General features: G+C 71.8%; 17 protein-coding genes. 3 read left to right on the plus strand and 14 right to left on the minus strand.

The window, feature by feature from the left end; all coding sequences use genetic code 11:
* Positions 1-44: 44 nt before the first annotated feature.
* Genes LVY72_RS12425 through LVY72_RS12450 form a run of 6 tightly spaced genes read right to left on the minus strand, consistent with a single transcriptional unit; the run spans position 45 to position 5,822 of the window.
* Entirely contained in the window at positions 45-1,076 is a 1,032-nt protein-coding gene (locus LVY72_RS12425; RefSeq protein WP_237821273.1) for a glycosyltransferase, read from the minus strand.
* The gene (locus LVY72_RS12430) at positions 1,073-2,218 is read right to left on the minus strand and encodes a glycosyltransferase (RefSeq protein WP_237821275.1); all 1,146 of its coding nucleotides are present in this window, start codon (positions 2,216-2,218) and stop codon (positions 1,073-1,075) included. The genes LVY72_RS12425 and LVY72_RS12430 overlap by 4 nt, the downstream gene beginning before the upstream one ends.
* Entirely contained in the window at positions 2,215-3,381 is a 1,167-nt protein-coding gene (locus tag LVY72_RS12435) for a glycosyltransferase (RefSeq protein WP_237821277.1), read from the minus strand. Before LVY72_RS12435 ends, LVY72_RS12430 begins: the two co-directional genes overlap by 4 nt.
* Positions 3,374-3,985: a DUF2304 domain-containing protein gene (locus LVY72_RS12440; RefSeq protein WP_237821279.1), complete on the minus strand. Its 612-nt coding sequence runs from the start codon at positions 3,983-3,985 to the stop codon at positions 3,374-3,376. The genes LVY72_RS12435 and LVY72_RS12440 overlap by 8 nt, the downstream gene beginning before the upstream one ends.
* A 4-nt stretch (positions 3,986-3,989) precedes the next feature.
* Entirely contained in the window at positions 3,990-4,655 is a 666-nt protein-coding gene (locus LVY72_RS12445) for a glycosyltransferase family 2 protein (protein ID WP_237821281.1), read from the minus strand.
* Between the two features lie 48 nt (positions 4,656-4,703).
* Positions 4,704-5,822 carry a glycosyltransferase gene (locus tag LVY72_RS12450; protein WP_237821283.1) on the minus strand — a complete coding sequence of 373 codons (1,119 nt, stop codon included), beginning with the start codon at positions 5,820-5,822 and terminating at the stop codon, positions 4,704-4,706.
* 159 nt (positions 5,823-5,981) lie between these two features.
* Here LVY72_RS12450 and LVY72_RS12455 point away from each other — a divergent pair, with 159 nt between their 5' ends.
* Positions 5,982-7,121 (plus strand): glycosyltransferase, encoded by a 1,140-nt coding sequence (locus tag LVY72_RS12455; protein WP_237821285.1) that lies wholly within the window; start codon positions 5,982-5,984, stop codon positions 7,119-7,121.
* A 62-nt stretch (positions 7,122-7,183) separates the two neighbouring features.
* On the opposite strand, the gene LVY72_RS12460 is transcribed toward LVY72_RS12455, so the two are convergent.
* From LVY72_RS12460 to LVY72_RS12485, 6 genes are all read right to left on the minus strand, one after another.
* Positions 7,184-10,144, minus strand: coding sequence for an Ig-like domain-containing protein (locus tag LVY72_RS12460; RefSeq protein WP_237821287.1), 2,961 nt, complete (start codon positions 10,142-10,144; stop codon positions 7,184-7,186).
* 96 nt (positions 10,145-10,240) lie between these two features.
* Positions 10,241-11,377 (minus strand): glycosyltransferase, encoded by a 1,137-nt coding sequence (locus LVY72_RS12465; protein WP_237821290.1) that lies wholly within the window; start codon positions 11,375-11,377, stop codon positions 10,241-10,243.
* Positions 11,378-11,388: 11 nt separating this feature from the next.
* Entirely contained in the window at positions 11,389-12,459 is a 1,071-nt protein-coding gene (locus tag LVY72_RS12470) for a Gfo/Idh/MocA family protein (protein WP_237821292.1), read from the minus strand.
* 3 nt (positions 12,460-12,462) lie between these two features.
* Entirely contained in the window at positions 12,463-13,557 is a 1,095-nt protein-coding gene (locus LVY72_RS12475; protein WP_237821294.1) for a DegT/DnrJ/EryC1/StrS family aminotransferase, read from the minus strand.
* Positions 13,554-14,204, minus strand: coding sequence for an acyltransferase (locus LVY72_RS12480; RefSeq protein WP_237821296.1), 651 nt, complete (start codon positions 14,202-14,204; stop codon positions 13,554-13,556). Before LVY72_RS12480 ends, LVY72_RS12475 begins: the two co-directional genes overlap by 4 nt.
* 38 nt (positions 14,205-14,242) lie before the next feature.
* Positions 14,243-15,532 carry a nucleotide sugar dehydrogenase gene (locus LVY72_RS12485; RefSeq protein ID WP_237821298.1) on the minus strand — a complete coding sequence of 430 codons (1,290 nt, stop codon included), beginning with the start codon at positions 15,530-15,532 and terminating at the stop codon, positions 14,243-14,245.
* 244 nt (positions 15,533-15,776) lie between these two features.
* Between LVY72_RS12485 and LVY72_RS12490 the strand changes: the two genes are divergently transcribed.
* Positions 15,777-19,793: a type VII secretion EssC family protein gene (locus tag LVY72_RS12490; protein WP_237821300.1), complete on the plus strand. Its 4,017-nt coding sequence runs from the start codon at positions 15,777-15,779 to the stop codon at positions 19,791-19,793.
* Here the strand turns inward: LVY72_RS12490 and LVY72_RS12495 are convergent.
* On the minus strand, positions 19,765-20,187 hold the full coding sequence (locus tag LVY72_RS12495; RefSeq protein WP_237821301.1) for a hypothetical protein: 423 nt from the start codon (positions 20,185-20,187) through the stop codon (positions 19,765-19,767). The two genes, LVY72_RS12490 and LVY72_RS12495, sit on opposite strands and share 29 nt — an antisense overlap.
* 293 nt (positions 20,188-20,480) lie before the next feature.
* On the opposite strand from LVY72_RS12495, the gene LVY72_RS12500 reads away from it, so the two are divergent.
* Positions 20,481-20,729: a WhiB family transcriptional regulator gene (locus tag LVY72_RS12500; protein WP_026818945.1), complete on the plus strand. Its 249-nt coding sequence runs from the start codon at positions 20,481-20,483 to the stop codon at positions 20,727-20,729.
* Between the two features lie 165 nt (positions 20,730-20,894).
* On the opposite strand, the gene LVY72_RS12505 is transcribed toward LVY72_RS12500, so the two are convergent.
* On the minus strand, positions 20,895-22,373 hold the full coding sequence (locus LVY72_RS12505) for a sensor histidine kinase (RefSeq protein ID WP_237821303.1): 1,479 nt from the start codon (positions 22,371-22,373) through the stop codon (positions 20,895-20,897).

Genomic DNA, 22,373 nt, shown 5'->3' on the forward strand with positions numbered 1-22,373 from the left:
CGCTGCGCGCGAAGGCGGGTAGGCGGCAGCGTCCGGGGCACGCGCTACCGCCCCGAGTGCAGCCTGCGGTAGATCCCGGCCAGCTGCTGCACCGACGGTTCCGGGCCGTGGTGCCGGCGCACCCACTGCGGTCCGCCGAGCCGGGCCGAGGCAGCCGGCGGGTCGTCGAGCACCTCGCGCAGCTGCTCGGCCAGCTCCGCCGGGCTGCCCTGCAGGACCGGCACCGGCCCGGGATAGTAGCCCTCGCCGAGCGCGGACATGGCCACCGGGACGCCAATCCCGACCGCCTGGAGGTCGCTCATGGCCAGGATGCCGGCGCTTTGGCCGACGACGGCGTGGGCGCCAGCCAGCCAGTCCAGGTAGCGGCGCTTCGGCATCCGCGGCAGCAACGTGATGCCCGTTGCGGCGGCTTCGGCAGCATCCGCGCCCCAGTCCAGGCCCTCCAGCCGGACGCCGGGACCGACGGCGGCGGCGATGGCCCGGGCGAGCTCCAGTTGGGCGCGGCCGCCCTTGGCGGCTTCCCAGCGGGAGGCGAAGACGATCCTGGGCCGGTCCGCGGGCCTGAAGGCCGGCAGTTCCTCCGGATCCACCGGATTCGGCAGATACTCGGCGTCCGCACGGGCCGCTTGGGCGTGCACGGCCAGGTCCGGGGTCGAGAACAGCACGGCCGCGGCATGCTCGAGGCCCCAGGCGATGCCGGCCCGTCGTGCCGGATCGTAGTACTGGGTGCGGATGTCCGTGCCGTGCAGGTGCAGCACGAACGGCCGGTGCGGCCGGGACCGGACGATTCCGGTCCGGGAGCCCGAGTGCACATGCAGCAGGTCCGCGGCCAGGATCCCGGCCGCGCGCCGGGCCTGCCAGCCGGCCGAGGCCAGCTGCCGCAGGGCGCGGCGCGCCGGCGGCAGGCCGGGACCGGGTTCCGGGGGGACGGCGTCGAACTGCCGCCATGGGAGCGATGCCCGGCGGCCATACTTGACCAAGGTGGCGCCGACGTCCGCGGCGTCGTAGAGGTGCAGGACGCGCGGCGGCCGGCCGGGCGGGGCGGCGTCACCCACGGACGGTCCCGTGCCGTTCACTGACGGTCCAGCGCCGGACCGAGCAGCGCGCCGATGGCCGTTTCCCAACCGCGGCTTTGGTGTTCGGCGGAAAGCTCCTCGGCGGCCTGGTCCGCATGCTGCTTCCAGCCGTCCACCAGTTCCGGCGTCAGCGAATCCAGCACCTCGCGCAGGCTGGCGGAGGAGAAATCGCCGGCGACGGCGCCCAGTCCGTGGCGCTCGACCAGCTCCACCATGGCCGGCGAGGGGCCGATGATCAGGCCGGTGCGGGCCTGGACCGCCTCAAAGAACTTGTTCGGCAGCGCCTGGGCGAGGTTGAAGTTCGTCGGCGGCAGGTAGGCGATCGCCACGTCGTATTCCGCCACGGTGTCCAGCAGCTGCTCGTAGGGCACCGGGTCCCGGAACCGCACGGCCGGAACCTCCTCGGCCAGCTGCCGCAGTTCGGCGACGTAGCCTGGTTCGTTGGGCATGACGATCAGGTCCAGCTCGATCCCGGCGCGGATGCCGCGGAAGGCCTCGATGATGTCCTCGATCTTGCGGTAGCGCTGGCCGGCGGCGCTGTGGATCAACCGGATGGTGCTGCCGGTGGGCCGCGGCGACTTCTCCACATACGGCGCGGCATTGGTCACCACCGCGGCCCGGACCCCGTAGTCCAGGCCATACTGGCGGGCGATCCCGTCGGAGACGGTGGTCACCGACGCCGCCCGGGGCAGGTAGGTCCGGCACAGCCAGCGCATGTACGGTGCGACCAGCACCCGCCAGGCCGGCTTGTCGAAGTGTTCCTTGGGCCCGAACTCGTGCAGGTCCGCATGGACGCCGCAGCGGCTGTCCAGGGACAGCGCCAGCGGCACGGTGTTCAGGTCGTTGGCCAGCACCGCGTCGAACTGCCGCCAGCGCAGCAGCCGGTAGGCTTCGGCCACCCCGGCCACGCTCCAGTAGACGTCCCGGTAGCGGCGCAGGGCCAGGCGTTTCGGATCACGTGGCCAGCCGATGCAGGCGGCGTCGAGTTCAATATGCTCGGCCACACCGTCCGGGGCCGGACCGTAGCCGCAGGTGGTTACCCGGTACTTGTCCCGGAACAGGTTGATCTGCTTGAGCACCCGCGGATCCCGCCGCAGCGGGGACAGGGACAGGATCAGCAGGCTGGGCTGCGCGTCATTCACGCGGCGTCCTTTCGTCGGAGTCGTTCCGGCAGCCGGCGGAGCGGTCCGGAGGCGGCCGCCAGCAGTGAATTCAGGTTGGCCCGCAGCGGGGACTCGCGGCGGACATTGTCCGGCCAGCGGCGGGTGAGGCTGCGCCGGAGCAGGCCGGCCGCCTGCCGGCGCCGCAGCGCCGCGGCGACGGCAGCGGCCGACGGCGGCCCGCCGCTGCCGCGCAGGCTGAGCAGCAGTGCCTCGTCCGGGGCGGAGAGCAGCCGCGGCGCTCCGGGCGCCAGCCGCACGATGTCCGTGATGATGCGGGACAGTTCCTCGCGCTCAGCCCCGGTCCAGTCGAAGTCCGGGCCGCGGCGCAGCGCCGCCCCGACCACGTGCCCGCGCAGCAGCTTCACCGCCACAGCCTGGCGGGAGCGGGCCGGCAGGCCGTCGAGCCAGCGGCCGGCCAGCAGCCGGGAGACATCCTTAAACTGTTCGGCCAACGGCAGCACCGCGCCGGTGACCCGTTCGCCGCCGTCCTGGCCGACCAGGTAGCAGGGCGCGGTGGCCGGATAGACAATCGGTTCGCCGCTGAACCACAGCCGCAGCCCGAATTCGAGGTCCTCGCCGGTACGCAGCCCGGGGGCCAGCCGCAGCCCGAGGCGCTCCACCGCCTCGCGCCGGATCAGTCCCAGCGGCGCGGTCCGGTAGGCGAGCCGGTCCAGGACCGGGTCCACCTGCAGCCCGCGCAGCACCCGGGCGCGCGGCGTGAGGATCCGGCCACCGCCGCGCACGCGCACCGGGGCGATGGCGGCGGCGGCACCGCGGGCGACGGCGGCAGAGCGCCAGGCATCCAAGGCTCCGGGTTCCAGCTCGTCATCCGAGCCCATGATGGCCACCCAGGGTGCCTGCGCGTGCTGCAGACCGTGGTTGAACGGGCCGGCCGGGGAAGGAATCCCGTCGCGCAGTTCCAGCACCCGGACGGTGTCTTCGGGCAGGTCCCCCGGCAGGCCGGCCAGCGCCGCGCGGACGGGCTGCGAATCCATGTTGTGGCAGACCACCGTCGCGCGCACGGTGCCGGGCGTTCCCGCTGCCAGCACGGAGGCCACGGCACGGCGGACCGGGCGTTCCGGCGAGTGCACGGCTATGACCACTTCCACCGGTTCCGCCAGGGCGGCGCCGGCCTCAGCCACCGGCCGGCTCCGGGCGGCGGGACCCGCGCTCGCGATCGGCCGCACCGGCGGGCGGCACGGTGCCGGCGGGCGGCACGGTGCCGGCGGCAGTGCCCGCGGCGGGGCCGTCGTCGTGGCCGGGCAGCCGGTGATCGTCCACAGGCACCGCCGGAGCGCCCTCGCGGCCCGGCCGCGGACCGCCGTTGAGCGGCGCCGCCGGATACCCGCCGTCGTCGGTGGTGGGTTCGGCACCGCGGTCCGCCGTGGTTGCGCTCCCGGCGGCCGTCTCCTGCGGCTTGGGCGCCTCGTCCAGCGCGATCCGGCGTGCCAGCTTGGTGATGCGCGCCTCGAGCTGGCGGGTGCGCTGGGAGGACGTGGCCATGTAGATCATGAAGAAGACGATCAGCGCATACAGGACCAGGTCCGTGCCGCGGCCGATGCCCAGCAGGTTGGCCACCCAGGTCAGCACCGAGGGGAAGAACACCGACAGCGCCGCAGCCAGGGCGAAGACCGTCAGCAGGATGCGGCGCACGGCCTGGTGCCGGGCGTTGCCGGCTCCGCGCATCAGCGTGAGGGTGCCGACCACCACGGCGAAGAAGAGCAGAAGCTGGACGATGATGATCATGGGCCTACCTGTAGAAAAGATCCGCGAGGATGTTGACGCCGTTCAGCAGGGATTGACCTTTCGCCTTGGAGTATTCGGTGTAGATGATCTGGACCGGGTGTTCCACCAGCCGCGGCTTGAGCTCGGCCAGCTGCGAGATGAGCTCGGAGGCATGGGCCATGCGGTCCTGGCGCAGTTCGATCCGTGCGGCCACGGGTGCCGAGATCGCCCGCAGCCCGTTGTGCGCGTCGGTCAGCTGCAGTCCGGTGGCCAGCCGCGACTGCAGCGCGGCGCTGCGCAGCACCAGCTTCTTCAGCCAGGACACGTCCGCGCTGCCGTTCAGGAACCGCGAGCCCAGCACCACGTCCGCCTCCCCGGACCGGATCCTGGCCAGCATCGCCTTCGCATCGCTGACCTGGTGCTGGCCGTCCGCGTCAAAAGTGATCAGGACATCGGCTTCCGGGTCCTGCAGCGCGTATTCGATGCCCGTCTGCAGGGCCGCGCCCTGCCCGAGGTTGACCGGGTGCTGGACGACGACGGCGCCGGCTTCCCGGGCAATGCGGGCCGAGCCGTCCGAGCTGCCGTCGTCAACGCAGACCACGTGGGGAAATTCCTCCAGCAGTCCTGCGATCACGGTGCCGACGACGGTAGCCTCGTTGTACACCGGCACGACTACCCAGCAACGACTCACCCAGCCAGTATTCCATACCGGCCTGAACGCCCTCACGGCGCCCGGTGGTCAGCCGGCTGCGGTGTCAACGTAATGCTGCTCGAGTTCGGCGCAGCTGCCGGCCAGGCTGCGGTGGCGTTCCACATACTGCCGCGCCGCCCGGCGCATCGTGTGGTATTCGGCGCCGGAGAGCTGGAGCAGCTCCGAGAGCGCCGCCTGCAGCCCCGGGTAGTCCGCCTCGGCGGCCAGCAGGCCGGAGACGCCGTCGTCGACCATCTCCGGTATCCCGCCGCTGCGGTAGGCCAGCACCGGTGTGCCGCAGGCCTGCGCCTCGAGCAGGACCAGCCCGGCGGCCTCCCGCGCTCCCCCGGCCTCCTGGCTCGGTGCCACCAGCAGGTAGGCCTGCTGCAGCCAGCGGCGGATCTGCTCCCGGTCCAGCCGGCCCAGGAACTCGATGTGGGGATGGCTGGATGCCTGCTCCCGGACCGCCTCGCGCAGCGGACCGTCGCCGATGACCACCAGGCGGTGGTGCGCGCGGCGCCAGACGGCCAGCGAGGCGTCGATCAGGTCCCGGATGCCCTTTTGCGTATTCAGCGCGCCCACGAACAGCACAATCGGTGCCTCCGCCGCCTCAGTACCGTCGCCGGGCACGAAGTAGTCGGTGTCCACGCCCTGGTAGTGGACCTGGATCTTGGCCGCGTCCAGGCCCAGATCCACGGCCCGGCCGGCGAGGTACCGGCTCACCGCGAGGAGCCGCCGGCTCTGCGCGGCGGCGGCCAGCACATTGCGGTGGTGCCATTTGGCCATCATCGTGTCCGCCGGGTTGGCCAGCGACACCACATCCGATCCGTGCAGCGTGGTCAGCAGCGGTGCCGGGGCCTGCCGCGAGGCATTGACCGCGGGCAGGGACCAGGTGCCGAAGTGCTGGTGGATCACATCCGGCCGGAACCGGCGCACCGCCAAGGTCATCAGCGGCATAAAGGCGGGGATCATCAGCTCGCGCTGGCGGAAGCCGAGCCCGATCCGGGGCACGAAGTCGGTGATCGGGACGGAGACCGAGGGGTCCTCGATGTCGGCAGCGAGCGTAAAGATGCGGAAATCGTGCCGGCTGCCCAGCTTCTGGGCATGGGCCGTGGCGAAATACGTCGGCGGAATGCGCAGCGTGCTCTTGGTGATCGCGATCTTCACTTCTCATCCTGGACGGTAGGCGGGCCTGCCTGCCATCCTAACCACGCCGGCCCGCGGCGGTGCGGCAGGTAGGCTGGATGCGGCCAGCCGCCGGGATTTCCGGCTGCCGGGGACCCGGGGAATAACGGCGAAACACCAACTAATCACCAAGGAGCAGGTTTGGCGGCACGGATCCTGTGCATCTCGTTTTCCGACATCGAGGCTGATTCACGGGTGCTGCGCCAGCTGGCCCTGCTGGCCGAGGCCGGTGAGGTGACCACGCTCTCCTACGGCCGCCGGCCGCCGGGCTCGAGCACCCATCTGGAGATCGACGCCGCCCTGCCCTCGCTGCCCCAGACCCTTGGCGGAGTGGCCAGGCTGGGGCTGCGGTTGCATGGGTCGGTCGAGTTGACGGCCCCGGCCGTCCGCCGCGCGCTGGAGCTGGTGCGCGGGCGCCGCTTCGACCTGGTCGTCGCCAACGAGGCCCGTGCCCTGCCGCTGGCCCACGCCGTCGCGGACGGCGCCCCGGTGTGGGGAGATATGCACGAGTGGGCCCCCGAGGAGCGGGCCCATGTGCTGCCGTGGCGGCTGCTGGTCAAGCCGTACATGTATGCCGTCTGCGCCAAGTACCTGCCGCGCACCGCCGCGGTGACGGCGGTGAACGCGTCCATCGCGGCCCTGTACACCGAGCGGTTCGGCTGCCCGGTCCAGGTGGTGCGCAATGCCGGGCCGTACCGCGAGCTGGCGCCCTCGCCGCCGGCACCGGGCCGGATCCGGCTGGCCCACAGCGGCGCCGCGGTGCCCGGGCGCAACCTCGAGGGGACCATCGACGCGGTCAAGGCGCTGGATGACCGCTTCAGCCTCGATTTGTACCTGGTCAAGGCGCGCGACGGCGGCCGCTACTGGCAGCGGCTGCGGGACCTGGCCGCCGGGGACGAGCGGATCGCCTTCCACGACGCGGTGGCTCCGGAGGCGCTGCCGCGGACGCTGAACCAGTACGACGTCGGGGTGTTCAGCCTGCCGCCGCAGACGACGAACCACCGCCTGATGCTGCCGAACAAGTTCTTCGACTTCGTCCAGGCGCGGCTGGCCCTTGTTTTCAGCCCGTCCCCGGAGACAGCGCGGCTGATGCGCGAACATGACCTGGGCGTGGTCACCGAGGACTTCAGCACCGAGGCACTGGTCCGGGCCTTGTCGGCGCTGACCCCGGAGCGGGTGGAACACTACAAGGCGAATGTCCACCGTGCGGCCAGGGCGCTCAGCTCGGACCAGGACGAGGCGGTCAGCCGCGCGGTGCTCGCCCGCCTCCTGGGCGCCTAGCACGTGCCGCCGCCCGCGCGCACTGGGAGTTGCGCACGGGCGGCGGGGATTGGGGATGACCGCTAGCGGGTTCCGGTGGTGAAGCTCCAGCTGCCGGTGCGGAACGGATTGCCTGCCCCGTCCCGGATGGCCGTGCCGCCGCCGGAGAGCGTCACCGTGTACTTGGTGTTCGCCGCCAGTGTTGCGTTCGGATTCAGGATCCACTGGTTCGTGGAACCCCTGCGGGTCACGGTGGCGGCCACGGCCGCGCCGGTGGAGGCCCGCTTGATCTTGAAGGTCGACGACGTCAGCCCGGTCACCGGTTCGCTGAAAGTCACCGTGATGTTGCCGGTGCGCGGGACCGCTGTGGCGTTGGTGCCGGGCGTCCGGGCCGTCACGGTGGGTGCCGGACCGGTGGTGAAGGGCCAGCTGGTCCCGGCCAGCGGGTTTCCGGCCCGGTCCCGGACGGCGGTGCTGCCGCCGGTGAGGCTGACCGTGTACCTGGTGTCTGCCGCCAGCGTCGTTCCCGGGTTGAGGATCCACTGGTTGGTGGTTCCGTTGCGGGTCACGGTGGCGGCGATCGCCGCGCCGGTGGAAGCCTTCGTGATCCTGAAGGTCGAGGCGGTGATGCCTTGCACCGGTTCGCTGAAGGTCACGGTGACGTTGCCGGTCTGCGGCACCGCCAGCGCATTGGTACCGGGCGCTTTGGCGGTGACGGCCGGCGCCGCACCGGTGGTGAAGGACCAACCGGTGGCTGCCAGCGGGGTGCCGATGGTGTCCCGGATGGCTCCGGTCAGGGTGGCGGTGTACCTGGTGTCCGCGGCGAGGTTCGCCGTGGGGTTCAGGGTGGCGGTCCTGGTCGCCGCGTTATAGCTGACCGCCGCCGGGACGCTGGTACCGGTGGCCGTCTTCAGGGTGAAGGAGGTGCTGTCCAGGCCGGTGACGTCCTTGCCGAAGGTTGCGGTGATATTACCGTCCGCCGCCACGGCCATGGCCCCGGAGGCAGGTGTCCTGCCGGTGACGGTGGGGGCCGCGGCCGTGGTGAAGGACCAGCCCGCCGTGGCCAGCGGCAGGTCCGCGGTGGCGCGGATGGCGGCAGCGCCGCCGGACAGGGTCGCCGTGTAGGTGGCGGCCGCGGCCAACGGTGCCGTGGGCTTGAGCGTGGCCACCCGGCTGGCGCCGTCATAGCTGACCGTGGCCGGGACGGCGGTGCCTGCAGCATTCTTCAGGGTGAAGGTGGCTGCGCCCAGGCCGGTCACCGCTTTGCTGAACGTCGCCGTGATGCTGCTGCCCACCGGCACCCCCGTGGCGCCGGCGCCGGGCGTCCGGGCGGTGACGGTGGGGGCCGCGGCCGTGGTGAAGGACCAGCTCACGGTGGCCAGCGGCAGGCCGGCGGCGTCGCGGATCGCGCCGGTGCCGCCGGACAGGGTCGCGGTGTAGACCGTGCCTGCAGCCAGGGTGGCCGAAGGGTCCAGCACGGCCCGCCCGGTCAGCGGGTCGTAGTCCACCGAGGCATCAACCGCGGTCCCGGCCGGGTCCTTCAGCGTGAAGGTCTCCGCCGAGACACCGAGGACATCCTCGCTGAAGTTGACGCTGATGCTGCTGTCCAGGCCGACCTCGGTCGCGGCGGAGGCCGGTTCGCGGGAGGACACGGTGGGCGCGATGGTGTCCGCCGGGCCGATCCTCAGGTTCCGGCTGGCCATGGCCCCGACATTGCCGGCCACGTCCGTGGCCCGGACATTGAAGGTGTAGCTGCCGTTGGCCTGCGCGTCGTAGGTGGTCGGCGAGGTGCAGGTCGGGTCCCACTCACTGTTGCTGGGCAGCAGCTGGCACTCGAACCGTGCGCCGGCCTCGTTGGCGCTGAAGTGGAACGTGGGCGTGTTGTCCAGCGAGGGATTCGACGGGAAGGGGGCCGTCACGGCGGCGTCCGGGGCGGTGGTGTCCACGGTGAAGGTCAGCGCCGGTGAGGTCAGGTACTGCGGTACCGATGGTTCGGAAGGCGCCTCGGGATCCGCCGAATACGCGGGATTGGCGGTCCGGGCCTGGACCTTGTGGACGCCGGAAGCCAGCGGGGCGGCCAGCTGCACCGTGTAGGTGCCCCCGGCGGAGGTGCCCGAGGCAACCGCCTCGGCGGCACCGTCGAGCAGCAGTTCCACGGTGCCGCCGTCCGGGCCGGGCAGGCTGCCGGTGAATTCCGGTGTCGCCACGTTGGTGATGTTGTCCGCGGCGGAGCGGCCGCTGTCGCTGGCGTCGGTCAGGTCGGGCGTGCCGGGCGCGCCGTCGTCGCCCTCGAAGAGCACACCCTGGACGGCGAAGGTGTCGACCGTCAGGGTGTCGATGCCCCGGCCGCCGGCGTTCGGCCCGGCGACGGTGACGAAGTTGTTGCCCGACGGCGCCCCGGTCACCGGGGCAGGCACGTTGGGGTCGCCCAGCTTTCCGGCCGGCGCGCCGATCTGGCGCAGGAACGTGGCCGTGCTGCCCAGTTCGTAGTCGCCCAGGAAGGCTTCGCCCACACCGTCCCAGTCGCAGGGGGTGGTGCGGGTCGGGGCGCAGACGCCGGCGTCGAAGGTCTCGTACACCGTGCCGTCGTCTTCGGCGGTGACCACTTGGACCCCGTAGGGATGGGTGATGGTGTAGTCGGCGCCGGGCACGAGGTCCTTCAGGCGGAAGCGCAGCCGGGCAAAGCCGATCTGCTCGCCCGGGACCACGGGTCCGTTCAGGTGGGCTCCCTCAAGCGCTGCCTGGTAGAGCCGGAGGCTGCCGCCGCTGGCTTCGGCCGCATACCAGAAGGCCTCCTCCGGAAAGTTGTCCGGGTAGGAGGCCGGGCCGGAATTCGGCGGTGTCGAGAGGCAGCCTGGTTCCGCCGTGTAGCAGAGCTGGAGCTTGACGGTGCCGTCGGAGTACCAGGACGGGAAGCCGTTCTGCGGGTCCACCGGCCCCCGGCCGGCAAGTTCGGCGCGGGCGGGCGCCAGGCCTAGCGGGGTCAGGGCTCCGGCGAGCAGCACTGCGGTGGCAGCCGTGCACAGTAAATGTTTGGCAGACATTTGCGGATCCTTATAAGGGTGCGGTCCGCCATTCTGGCCAAATGGCGGTTGTGCAAGGCAACTTTGCACCCGCGGCCTTGGTGAAACCTTGGACCCTCAGCTCCTGGCTGCCGCTGCCGTCACCGCGGCGGCGGCGCGCTCCCCCACTGCGTCCAGCGAAAAGTTTTCCGCCACCCAGGCGGAGTACCGGCGGCGTTCCGGCTCCGGAACCGGTTCGGCAAGCACCGCCAGCATTGCCTCGGCCACCTGCCCGGCGTCCCAGTCCACGCTGTGGCCCAGCGCGTTCTCCGCTACCAGTGACCGCAGCGGCCCCACTCCGGCATAGATGACCGGGGCGCCGCAGCTCAGGCTCACGAACGCCTTGGTAGCGAAGGCGAAATCGTAGCCGCGGGCCGGGCGGACGGAGGCCAGTCCGGCCGCGGCACCGCGCAGCCTACGCGCGATTTCATCGCCGCCGGCCACGCCCATGAACCGGATCCGGTCCCCGGCCGGGGCGGCCCGGCGCTGCAGCTCGGCCAGCTCCACCCCCTGCCCGTACATCAGCAGGCGTGCCTGCGGGACGCGGTCCATGATCCGCAGGAAGGCATCGACGAACACCCCGGCGCCCTGGATCTCGGACATCGTGCCCGCGTAGACAAAGACCGGGCCCGCCGGCGCGGCCGGGCCCTGCAGCGAGAACGTCGCCGTGTCGATCCCGGTGCCCACCTCGGCGACCTTGGCCCGGCCGCCGGTCAGTTCGCGGACCGCGGCACTGACCCCGGCCGAGATGCTCAGCACCGACGCCGCCCCGGCCAGGATCCGCTTTTCCGCGGCGCGCAGCAGGGCCACCACCAGCGGGTTCACACCGATGCCGGCCGCCGCGTTCGACGAGACATCGGCAGCGAAATAGACATAGGGCCGGCGGCGCAGCGCTGCCGCCAGCGCCACCGCCGCGCCGGTGGTCGGCGGCGGCTCGGCCACCACGGCGTCGAACCGGCGCCCGGCGAGCAGCCGGAAGATGAGCGGGAGGTCGAAGCTGGCGTACTGCACATAGCCGCGGACGGCCCCGGTGCGGTCACGCAGCACCGGCCAGCGCCGGATGCCCGCCGCCGACTGCCGGGCACCCGGCGCCTTGGTCGTCAGCACGACGACGTCGTGGCCGGCCCGGCGCAGCGCCCTGACCATGGCGGCAAGCCGGTACGCGGCGGCACCGGCCTCCGGCGTATAGATGCGGGTGGCGACGAGGATGCGCACGGGTGGCCGGCTCAGCTGCCGTCGCCGACGTCGTCAAGCTGCACGGTACGGCCTTCGCGGGCCGAGAGGATCATCGCCTCGGCCACGCGCAGCGTCTGCAGGCCCTCGCGCATGCTCACCACGCCGGCCGTTGCGGCCGGGCCGTGTCCGCCGGCGGCGAGCACGGCATCGCGGAAGGCTTCGTGCTCGGTCCGCAGCGGTTCGGGCTTGGCGATGGCCAGCCGGGTGACGTTGCCCTCGGACACGCCGCGGAAATTGGCCACGGAGTCCCACTCCGTGCTCACCGTGCCGTTCTCGTACAGGGTCAGGTCGGCGGTGAGGGTGTCCGCCACGAACGCCCCGCGCTCGCCGGTGACCACCGTGACGCGTTCCTTCATCGGCGAGAGCCAGTTCACCAGGTGGCTGGTGATGATGCCGTTGGCCAGTTGGCCGGTGGCGGCGACCATGTCCTCGTGCTCGCGGCCGGACTGGAAGGTGGTGCGCGCGCCGACGGATGCGAACGGACTCTGCGCCAGCCAGGCGCTCAGATCGATGTCGTGCGTGCCCAGGTCCTTGATCACCCCGACGTCGGCGATGCGCGCCGGGAACGGGCCCTGCCGCCGGGTGGCGATCTGGTAGACCCGGCCCAGGTCCCCGGCCGCGAGCCGAGCGCGCAGGGACTGCAGCGCCGGGTTGTACCGCTCGATGTGTCCCACCGCTCCGACCAGTCCGCGGGACTCGTAGGCCTCGACCAGGCGTGCGCCGGCGGCCGCGTTTGCCGCGATGGGCTTTTCGACCAGGGTGTGCACCCCGGCCTCGGCCAGGGCCAGCCCGACCTCTTCGTGCAGCCCGGTGGGCACGGCGCAGACGGCGACGTCGATGCCTTCCCGGATCAGCTCCTCGACGGAGCCCAGCAGCGGCAGCGCGCCGGCGGTCCCGTGCGGATCGCCGTAGGCATCGGCGACCGCCACCAGTTCCACCCCGGAGGTTTCGCGCAGCACCCGTGCGTGGTGCCGGCCCATCATGCCCAGCCCGATCAGGCCGGCCCGCAGCACCGGGGCCTGGCCGGCTGCTTTGCCCTGCTGTCCGCTTCCTGCCGCCATGGCTCAGGCACCCGCCTTGGCCAGGGCGTTCACGGCCGCCACGATCCGGTCCAGGTCCTCGGCATCCAGTGACGGGTGCACCGGCAGCGAGAGGACTTCCTGCGCTGCGGCTTCGGTATGGGGCAGCTGTACGTCGCGGTTGAAGGAGGGCAGCCGGTGGTTGGGTACCGGGTAGTACACCCCGGAGCCGATGTTGTACTCCTCCCGCAGCGCCGCGGCGAAGCGGTCCCGCTCCCCCGCCGCCACCCGGATGGTGTACTGGTGGTAGACGTGCACCGCCCCGGCCGCGACCGCCGGCGTGGTGACACCTTCGAGGTTGGCGGTCAGGAACGCCGCGTTGGCCTGGCGGATGGCGGTCCAGCCGCCGACATTGCGCAGCTGCACCCGGCCGATCGCCGCATGCAGGTTGGTCATGCGCGCGTTGAAGCCGACCAGCTCGTTCTCGTACTGGCGTTCCATGCCCTGGTTCCGCAGCAGGCGCAGCCGGCGGGCGACGTCGTCGTCCGGGGTGGAAACCATGCCGCCCTCGCCGGAGGTCATGTTCTTGGTCGGATACAGGCTGAACATGGCGAACTCGCCGAAGGTGCCGACCCGGCGGCCGTGCAGCGCGGCGCCGTGCGCCTGCGCAGCGTCCTCGAACAACTTCAGCCCGCGCCCGGCGGCGAGCGCGCCGAGCGCGTCCATGTCCGCCGGGTGGCCGTACAGGTGCACCGGCATGATGGCCCGGGTCCGGTCCGTGACGGCTGCCGCCACGGAGGCGGCGTCGAGGCAAAAGTAGTCCGGGTCGATGTCGGCGAACACCGGCGTGGCGCCGGTGAGCGCCACGGAATTCGCCGTCGCCGCGAACGTAAAGGACGGGACGATCACCTCGTCGCCGGGGCCGATGCCGGCCGCCAGCAGGCCCAGGTGCAGCCCGGAGGTGCCGGAGTTGACCGCGACCGTCGGGCGGCCGTCGAGCAGTTCGGCGGAGAACTCCTGCTCGAAGGCCGCCACCTCGCTGCCCTGCGCCAGCATGCCCGAGACCAGCACGGCGTCGACGGCGGCCCGTTCCTCATCGCCGATAATGGGCTTGGCCGCCGGGATGAAATCCTTGCTCATGCCTCTCGGCCGCCTTCCGTGTGGCTCGTCTGTCCCGCTGTGGTATCGCCGGTTCCGGCGCCGACGGCGCGCAGGACGCCGTTCTCTTCGACATAGGTACGGCCGGTGGCCGGGCAGCTGAACCGACCCCCGCCGTCGTCGGACAGCGGCTGGCCCGCCTCGCCCACCCAGCCGATCCGCCGCGCCGGGACGCCGGCCACCAGGGCGAAGTCCGGTACGTCGCGGGTCACCACGGCGCCGGCCGCGACGGTGGCCCAGCGGCCGATCCGCACCGGGGCAACACAGACGGCGCGGGCCCCGATGGACGCGCCGTCCCCGACCGTGACGCCCACCGGGGTCCAGTCGTGGGCGCTCTTGAGCGTGCCGTCCGGGGAGATCGACCGGGGGTAGGTGTCATTGGTCAGCACCACGGCCGGTCCGATGAACACCCCGCGGCCCAGCTGTGCCGGCTCGTAGACCAGGGCGTAGTTCTGGATCTTGGTATTTTCCCCGATCCGCACCCCGGTGCCGACGTACGCGCCGCGGCCGACGATGCAGTTGGTCCCGAGGACGGCGTCCTCTCGGATCTGCGCCAGATGCCAGACCTTGGTGCCTTCGCCCAGCTGTGCCCGCTCCGATACATCGGCGGAATCAGCGATGAAACTCAATGCGGTGGTTTCCTTTCCGAAGTTCCCTCTGAGGTGGTTCAGGGCTTGCCGATCACACGGTAGGCCACCTGCGGCCAGCGCTCGGCCGAACTCACCCGCCGGCCGTCGATGAAGACCTTGATCCCCGGCAGGTCCGCCGGCCCGAGGTCCTGGTAGTCGGCGTGGTCGGCCTGGACCACGGCGGCGTCCGCCGGCCCGCCCAGCTGGTACGGGGTGAACCCGAGCACCTTCAGTTCGTCGTCGGAAAACAGCGGGTCGTGCACCAGCGCCACGGCGCCCCGGGCTTCCAGCGCAGCGACGGCGCCGAACACCCCGGAAAAGGCCGTCTCCTTGACCCCGCCGCGGTAGGCGGCCCCAAGCACCACTACGCGGGCCCCGGCAAGGTCGCCGTAGGCTCCTTCGAGCAGGCCGATGGTGTAGTCCGGCATACCGGCGTTGGCCTCGCGCGCGGCGCGCACCACCGACGCCGCCGGGTCATTCCAGAGATAGAGCCGGGGATAGACCGGGATGCAGTGCCCGCCGACGGCGATGCCCGGCTGGTGGATGTGGCTATAGGGCTGCGAGTTGGCGGCCTCGATGACCTGGTAGATGTCGATCCCGGCGGTCGCCGCGTAGCGGGCGAACTGGTTGGCCAGGCCGATGTTGACGTCGCGGTAGGTGGTTTCGGCCAGTTTGGCCAGTTCCGAGGCCTCGGCCGAGCCCAGGTCCCAGACGCCGTTGGGCCGGGCCAGATCGCTCCGCTCGTCGAAGTCCAGCACCGCCTCGTAGAACGCCTTCGCCGCGGCCGCACCGGCCGGCGAGAGGCCACCGATGAGCTTGGGGTACTTGCGCAGGTCCGCGAACACGCGCCCGGTCAGCACCCGCTCGGGGGAAAACACCACGTGGAAGTCCGTGCCTTCGGCCAGGCCCGAGCCGGCTTCCAGCATGGGCTTGAAGCGGGTGCGGGTGGTGCCCACCGGCAGCGTGGTCTCGTAGGAGACCAGCGTTCCGGGGGTCAGGTGCCGGGCCAGCTCGGTGGTCGCCGCATCCATCCAGCCGAAGTCCGGGCGGGCCTCGTCGTCCACGAACAGGGGCACCACCAGCACGACGGCGTCGGCGCCGGGAACTGCCTGGGCATAGTCGGTGGTGGCCCGCAGCCGGCCGGCCGGCACCAGTTCGTCCAGCTTCTGCTGCAGGCCCGCCTCCCCCGGAAACGGCTCGATCCCTGCGTTGACCTGCTCGACGACGGCGGGATTGACGTCGACGCCGGTTACCTCGTGTCCCTGGGACGCGAATTGGACCGCCAGCGGCAGCCCGATCTTGCCAAGGGCAATGACAGCGATCTTCACCTGGTGTGGGCCTTTTCCTCGACGTTGTTGCTGGATGGTAGGGCCTTCCCGGTCCTTGCGGGGCGCGTCGGCCACCACCAAGGTTACCGCCCGATCGCAGGGCCGCCGCACCGCCGGCGGGCCCGGCCGGGGCCGGCACCGGGTTTATCCACAGCCGGACGAAGGGGGCCTGCGCCCGGACTCGAGCGCGCCTAGAGTGCCGGTAACACCCACGGATCCAGGTCCTGCACCGGGAGGAGCCGCCGTGCTGCTTCATCTGTCCCTGGCCGCCGCCCCGGGCCTGCCGGCGGCTGCCGCGGCGTGGGTTGGGAAGCACTCCGAGCTGGTGGTCGACGCCGGCCGGTGCGGTACCGTCGATCTGGCCGACTGGCTCCGGGCGCGTCTGGCGGGCGCGGTCCGCGGCGAGCCGGACACGCACCGGCTTCCGGGCCGGCCTGTGCCGCTGGCCGTGCACGGGGTGCCGCTGGAGGCGCTGGAGCCGGGCACCGCTCCGCTGCTCGACGGCGCGGTCATTGTCTGCGGGACGGCCAGCCCCGGCACCCCGGCGGCCAGGGGCACGCCGCTGCGCCCGCTGCTCGCGCTCGCCGCGAACGGCGGCCCGGATGCGGGCCGGATTCTCGAGCTGCGCCGCGGCCGGCAGGTGCTGGGCCGCGGCCCGGACGGGTCCGGCGTGGCCGATCCGCGGCTGTCCCGTCGCCATGCGGTACTCGAGGTCACCGGTCACGCCGTCGTGCTCCGGGACAACGGCTCCGCAAACGGTATCCGGGTGGATGGCCGCCGGGTCCGGCAGGCCGTGCTGGATACCGGGACCACGGTGCTGGCCGGCAGCTCCCGGTTCCGGCTGCTGGCCGGCAACGAGCCGCTGCCTGCATGGCTTCCCGAGGCGGACCTGGCCCGGCCCGTGGACCTGCGCAGCCGGCCGCCGGACGCCCGCGCCCGGCTGGCACTGCTGCTGGCCGGGCTGCCCCTGCTGGCGGGCCTGGCGCTGGCAGCGGCCACCGGGATGTGGCTCTTCCTGGCCTTCGGCGCCGGATCCCTGGCGGCCGCGGTCATCCCCTATGCCGCCGGCCGGAAGCAGCGCCGGGCCTACCGCAGGGCCGTCGCCGAGGCGGCGGCTGCGGACGGGGAACGGCGGCGCGGTGCCGGGCCGGATCCTGCCACGATCCTGTCCGGGCTGCTGGAACCGGCTGCGCCGCCGGCTTCGGACCCGGGCCGGCCACCGCAGCATCTCTGGCTGAGGCTGGGGACCGCGGACCAGGCTGCCAACATCGGTCTGCCCGCGGGCGGTCCGGAGCCGCCGGTCATCCCGCAGGCACCTGTCCTGGTCGACCTGCTGGCGATCCGCGAACTGGTGGTGCACGGAAATCTGCACGAATTGGACGGCATGCTGCGCTGCTGCCTGCTGCAACTGGGACGCCGGGCCATGGATTCCGCGCTGCGGGTAGTTTGCTGCGGGGATGCCGGACATGTACCGGCTTCCGCCCGGTTCATCCCGGGCGTCGAGCTCGCCGGCACGGTCCCGGAGCCGGACGCCGGCGTGGCCACGGTGCTGCTGCTGACGGGCCGCACGGCGGGCATCCCGCTGCCCGTGGACGCCGGCGTTGCGACGGCCGTCATCCGGTTCGCGGCCCCGGACCGCCCGGCGCCGGCCCCACCGCCCCGGCACGCGGTCCCGCGGCCGGTCCCGGCGGAAGCGGCTTCCGGGCCGGCCGGTACCGGGGCACCGGTGCTGCTAACGATGGATCCGGAATCCGCCACGCTGGTCCGCGGACCGCAGCGGCTCACCTTCGCGGCGGACCTGGTGGGGGCCGATACGATGGACCGGTTCGCCCGGCTGGCCGCGGCCGGCGGGCGCCGCCGCCCGCACTTTCCGGCCCGGTATCCGCCGGGGCCGCGCCTGGCCGGCGGGAATGTCACCGGCAGCTGGCAGCAGAACCGGGACAGCCGCGGCCTGGCCGTAGCCATCGGCTCCACCAGCGATGGGCCGCTGACGCTGGACCTGGCCCGGGACGGCCCGCACCTGCTGGTCGCCGGCACCACCGGTTCCGGAAAGTCGGAACTGCTGCGGAGCCTGGTGCTCGGGCTGGCCGCCGCCTACCGGCCGCAGCAGGCAGCCTTCCTGCTGGTGGATTTCAAGGGTGGTGCGGGTCTGGGCGCGCTCGCACAACTGCCGCACACCGCGGGGCTGCTCACCGACCTCTCAGTGGAAAACGTCGGCCGGGCGCTGCGCTGGCTGAGGGCCGAGGTACGGCGCCGGGAAGCCCTGCTGGCGGGCCTGGCGGCCAGGGACATCGCCGGCTGCGCCGCCGGAACGCTGCCGCGCCTGGTCGTGGTCGTCGACGAATTCCGGATCCTCGTGGACGAGGTGCCCGACGCGCTCGGCGACCTCATGCGCATTGCCACCCTGGGCCGGTCCCTGGGCATCCATCTTGTCCTGGCCACGCAGCGGCCGCAGGGGGCCGTTTCCCCCGACATCCGCGCCAACATCAATGCGTCCATCGCACTGCGGGTCCTCAGCCGGCCCGAGTCCGCGGACGTCGTGGGCACCGATGCGGCAGCCTCGATCAGTGCCGGCACACCGGGGCGGGCCTACCTGCGGCTGGCCGGCGGCCCACCGGTCCTGTTCCAGGCGGCCATGGTGGACGGCCCGGCACCGTCCGGGCCCGCCGTGCAGACCCTGTCCCAATGGCTGGGCGGCCCCGCCACCGGCAGCGGAAGGCCAGCGGACTCCGTCGAGCCCGTACCGGCGCCGGACCAGACCGCTGAGCTGGTAGCGCAAATCGGACGGGCCGCGGCGGCGCTGGGGCTGGCCGGCACCGGACCGGTCCTGCCGCCGCCGCTGCCACCGGTGCTGCAGCCTGGACCGGCGGTCCCCGGGGCGGCATCGCCCGGAGTCGGCCTCGGCCTGCTGGACCTGCCCGAGGAGCAGCGCCAGGTCCAGCTGCGCTGGCTGCCCGAACGGGACGGCCATCTGGGCCTGGTCGGCGCCGAAGCCAGCGGTGCCCGGGATGTGCTCCAGTGTCTGGGACTGGCTCTGCTGGCCGAGGAAACGGAACGGCACTGCTACCTGCTGGACGGTGACGGCTCGCTGGCCGGGCTGGGCGGCTGCGGCCGGACCGGGGCCTACGTGGGACCGAGGGAAACGGCGCGCGGCGCCCGGCTGCTGCGCCGGCTGGCCCGCGAGGCGGCCGACCGGCTGGGCACCGCCGCCCCCGGCAGCCGTGTACCGCTGGTACTGCTGGTCAACGGCTGGGGCCGCTGGCTGTCCGCCTTCCGCAACGGGCGGCTCGACTGGGCCGAGGACTGCCTGCAGGACATCGCCCGCGACGGTGGCAGCACCGGAATCAGTCTGGCGGTGTCCGGGGACCGGGAACTGCATTCCAGCCGGTTCTTCGCCCTGGTACCGAACAGATGCTTCCTGCCGGCGGGGTCGCCGCCCGAGGCCCTGCTGGCCTGGCCGCGGCTGCCGCCACTGGACCCGGTCCCGGGCCGCGCGCTGGTGCAGGGACCGATCAGCGGTGGCCGCGATGCCGCAGCGCAACTGGCAACCACACCGGCCCAGGTCCCGGCCCCGGTGGCGCCGGCACAACGTCCCTTCCGGGTGGAGGACCTGCCGATGCTGCTGCCAGCAGCAGCCCTGCCTGCCGCTGCCCCGGCCAGGAAACCGGGGCCGGGCGGGGTGCAGACGGCACCAGTGGTTGGCGTGGAGGGCGACGAACTGCAGCCGTCCGCACTACCGCTGCGCGCCGGCTGCGTCCATCTGGTGCTGGGCGGACCGGGCAGCGGCAAGAGCAACCTGCTGGACCTGCTGGCCGAACAGCTGCAGGGCAGCTGGCAGCTGTGCCGGCCCGGTCCGGACTGCCCACCGGACCGTTACTGGGAACTGCTGCCGGGCTGCGGTCCGGGCACCCTACTGCTCGTGGACGATGCGCACCTGCTCGGCGCCGGGACGCACCGAACCTTGGCCACCCTGGCCGCCGGCGGCGCCAGCATCGTGCTGACGGCGGTCCCGGCCGCCCCCTTGCCGCAGCTGGGGCCGCTGGCAGCACAGGCACGATCCGCCGGATGGGGCATGGTGCTCGCGCCACGGTCGCCGGAGGACGGCGCCTTCTTCGGGGTACGGCTGGACGCGGACTGGGCGCCGCCGGGACGCGGGTACCGGATCGGGCACGGCCGGACTGTGACCATGCAGGTTGCGCTGTGCAGCCGGTCCGGGAATGCCGCCGGAAAGGCTAAAGCGCCTGCGGACCCGAGCCCTTAACCAGGAATTCCGTCACCGGCCGGCCGAAGATCAATACCGCCACCACCAGCGCGGGCACCAGCAGGACCAGCCCCAGCAGCACCTGGCCGGCATTCAGGGTCGGAACGGCCACGACAATCATGAATACCTGCCAGACAATTGCTGCCGCGCGCGTCCAGCGGTAGCCGCGGAACATAAAATGCCCAACGGCCAGCAGCCACACCGCAAAGAGCAGGATCAGCACGAGCTGGAAAATGGTGCCGCCCAGGGACAGCGGCGTCTGGGTCAGCAGGCCGGCCACGAACCAGGCGGCCGTGGCCAGCAGCAGCAGCGCCTCGAAGACCACGGCCAGGGAAATGATGATGATGGAAACCGGACGCTTCACAGCGCCGGAAGCGGACGAGGGTATTGACACACTGGCACCCTACCCTAGATAGTCGATTTGCAGCCGTCCCCCGCGGCTGGAGGCAGAGGCCGCACATTTGGTCAGCCGCTCCGCCGGCGCCGCCGATGTGCCATGTGATGAAAGACTCACGCTTGAAGGGCATTAAGTCCGCAGCGGCCCTTGTTTACACAGATTTAACATGAAACGCTTGTTTTTGAATGAATTCGGGGGGCCTGAGCAGCCCCCCTTTGCTATGGGCCCGCAGCGAGTGTTTCCCCAAACCGTTCCCCGGGCCATGTCCTCAAAAAGGAGTAAGTGATCAGATGGATTGGCGTAGCCGTGCGGCGTGCCTCGACAAGGACCCGGAACTGTTCTTCCCGGTAGGAAATACCGGCCCGGCCCTGCTGCAGATCGAAGAGGCGAAGAGCGTTTGCCGCCGGTGCCCGGTGATTGACACGTGCCTGCAGTGGGCATTGGAATCAGGCCAGGACGCAGGTGTCTGGGGCGGCATGAGCGAAGACGAGCGCCGTGCCCTGAAGCGGCGCGCAGCCCGCGCCCGCCGCGCTTCCTGACTCTGGCGACCCCCACACGCCAGGAGCGGGCACAGGCCCGCCGAAGGCCGCTGCCGGATCCGGCAGCGGCCTTCGGCGTTTCGGGCACCCTGGAGCAGAGTGCCCGAAAGGGAAGCGGCAGGGGTCCCCGGCCGAGCCTGCGAGGCCGGGGCAGCCGCTGAGCGCTCAGCGGGCCGGCGCATGGTCCAGGACCAGGCTGATGTCGACGCAGGTGCCGCCGCCCTCCCGCGGCTTCCAGTCGATGGTCCCGCCCAGCTCACTGGTCACCAAGGTCCTGACAATCTGCAGGCCCAGGCCCTCGCTGCGGTTCTCCGCCGGCAGCCCGATGCCGTCGTCCGCCACACTCACCTTGAGCACCTCCGCGTCGTCGTCGCGCTGCTGACGGCTGGCGGTCAGCCAGACGGTGCCCTTACGGTCATGCAGACCATGTTCGACGGCGTTGGTCACCAGTTCGTTGATCACCAGCGCCAACGGCGTGGCGAATTCGCTGGGCAGCTCGCCGAAGTCCCCGCTGCGTTCGGTACGCACGGCCTGGGACGGTGAGGCCACCTCGGCCGAGAGCCGGAACTGGCGGCCGATCAGTTCGTCGAAATCCACGTTCTGGGCCAGTCCCTGGGACAGGGTCTCGTGCACGAGGGCAATCGTGGCCACCCGGCGCATGGCCTGCTCCAAGCCCTGTTTGGCCTCGTCGCTGACCATCCGGCGCGACTGCATCCGCAGCAGCGCCGCCACGGTCTGCAGGTTGTTCTTCACCCGGTGGTGGATTTCGCGGATCGTGGCGTCCTTGGAGACCAACTCCATCTCGCGCCGGCGCAGTTCGGACACGTCCCGGCACAGCACCAGCGCCCCGAAACGCTCGGTCTCGTTGCGCAGCGGGATGGCGCGCAGGGACAGGCTGACGCCCCGGGATTCAATCTCGGTGCGCCACGGCATCCGACCGGTCACCACCAGCGGCAAGGTTTCGTCCACCATCCGCCGGTCCCTGAGCAGCCCCGTGGTGACCTCGGCCAGCGACCGTCCCTCCAGGGACTCGACGTCGCCCAGGCGCCGGAAGGCCGACACTCCGTTGGGGCTGGCGTACTGCACGATGCCGTCGGCATCGAGCCGGATCAAGCCGTCGCCAACCCGCGGCGCGCCGCGCCGGGATCCGGTGGGCGAGGCAAAGTCCGGCCACAGGCCCAGAGTGCACATGCGCAGCAGGTCGTAGGCGCACTGGCGGTAGGTCAGTTCCAGGCGCGAGGGCATCCGCGAGCTGGACAGGTCCATGTGCGAGGTGATGACCGCCAGGGTGCGCCCGTTGCGCACCATCGGCACCGCTTCCACCCGCATGGCCATTTCGGTGGTCCAGTCGGATTCGCGGGAGCGTTCGATGGTCTGGGTCTGCCGGGCCAAGTCCACCAATGGCATCAGGTCCGCGCGGATCCGTTCCCCCACGAAGTCGCTGTGGAACACGGTATGCGTGGTCGAGGGGCGCACATGGGCCAGGGCGACATAGCTGCCGTCGGGTGTGGGAAACCACAGGGCCAGGTCGGCGAACGCAAGATCCGCGATCAGCTGCCAGTCCCCGACGAGCAGATGAAGCCATTCGGCATCTCCGGGCCCGAACTCCGCATAGTCCTTGATGGGGTCCGTAAAGATGGCCAA

Source organism: Arthrobacter hankyongi, assembly GCF_022012395.1.
Lineage (GTDB): Bacteria > Actinomycetota > Actinomycetes > Actinomycetales > Micrococcaceae > Crystallibacter > Crystallibacter hankyongi.

Coding starts and splice junctions, on each gene's coding strand:
- LVY72_RS12440 (WP_237821279.1), bottom strand. CDS start 3,985: ATGATCATCATCGTCCAGCTTCTGCTCTTCTTCGCCGTGGTGGTCGGC.
- LVY72_RS12460 (WP_237821287.1), bottom strand. CDS start 10,144: ATGTCTGCCAAACATTTACTGTGCACGGCTGCCACCGCAGTGCTGCTC.
- LVY72_RS12470 (WP_237821292.1), bottom strand. CDS start 12,459: ATGGCGGCAGGAAGCGGACAGCAGGGCAAAGCAGCCGGCCAGGCCCCG.
- LVY72_RS12475 (WP_237821294.1), bottom strand. CDS start 13,557: ATGAGCAAGGATTTCATCCCGGCGGCCAAGCCCATTATCGGCGATGAG.
- LVY72_RS12500 (WP_026818945.1), top strand. CDS start 20,481: ATGGATTGGCGTAGCCGTGCGGCGTGCCTCGACAAGGACCCGGAACTG.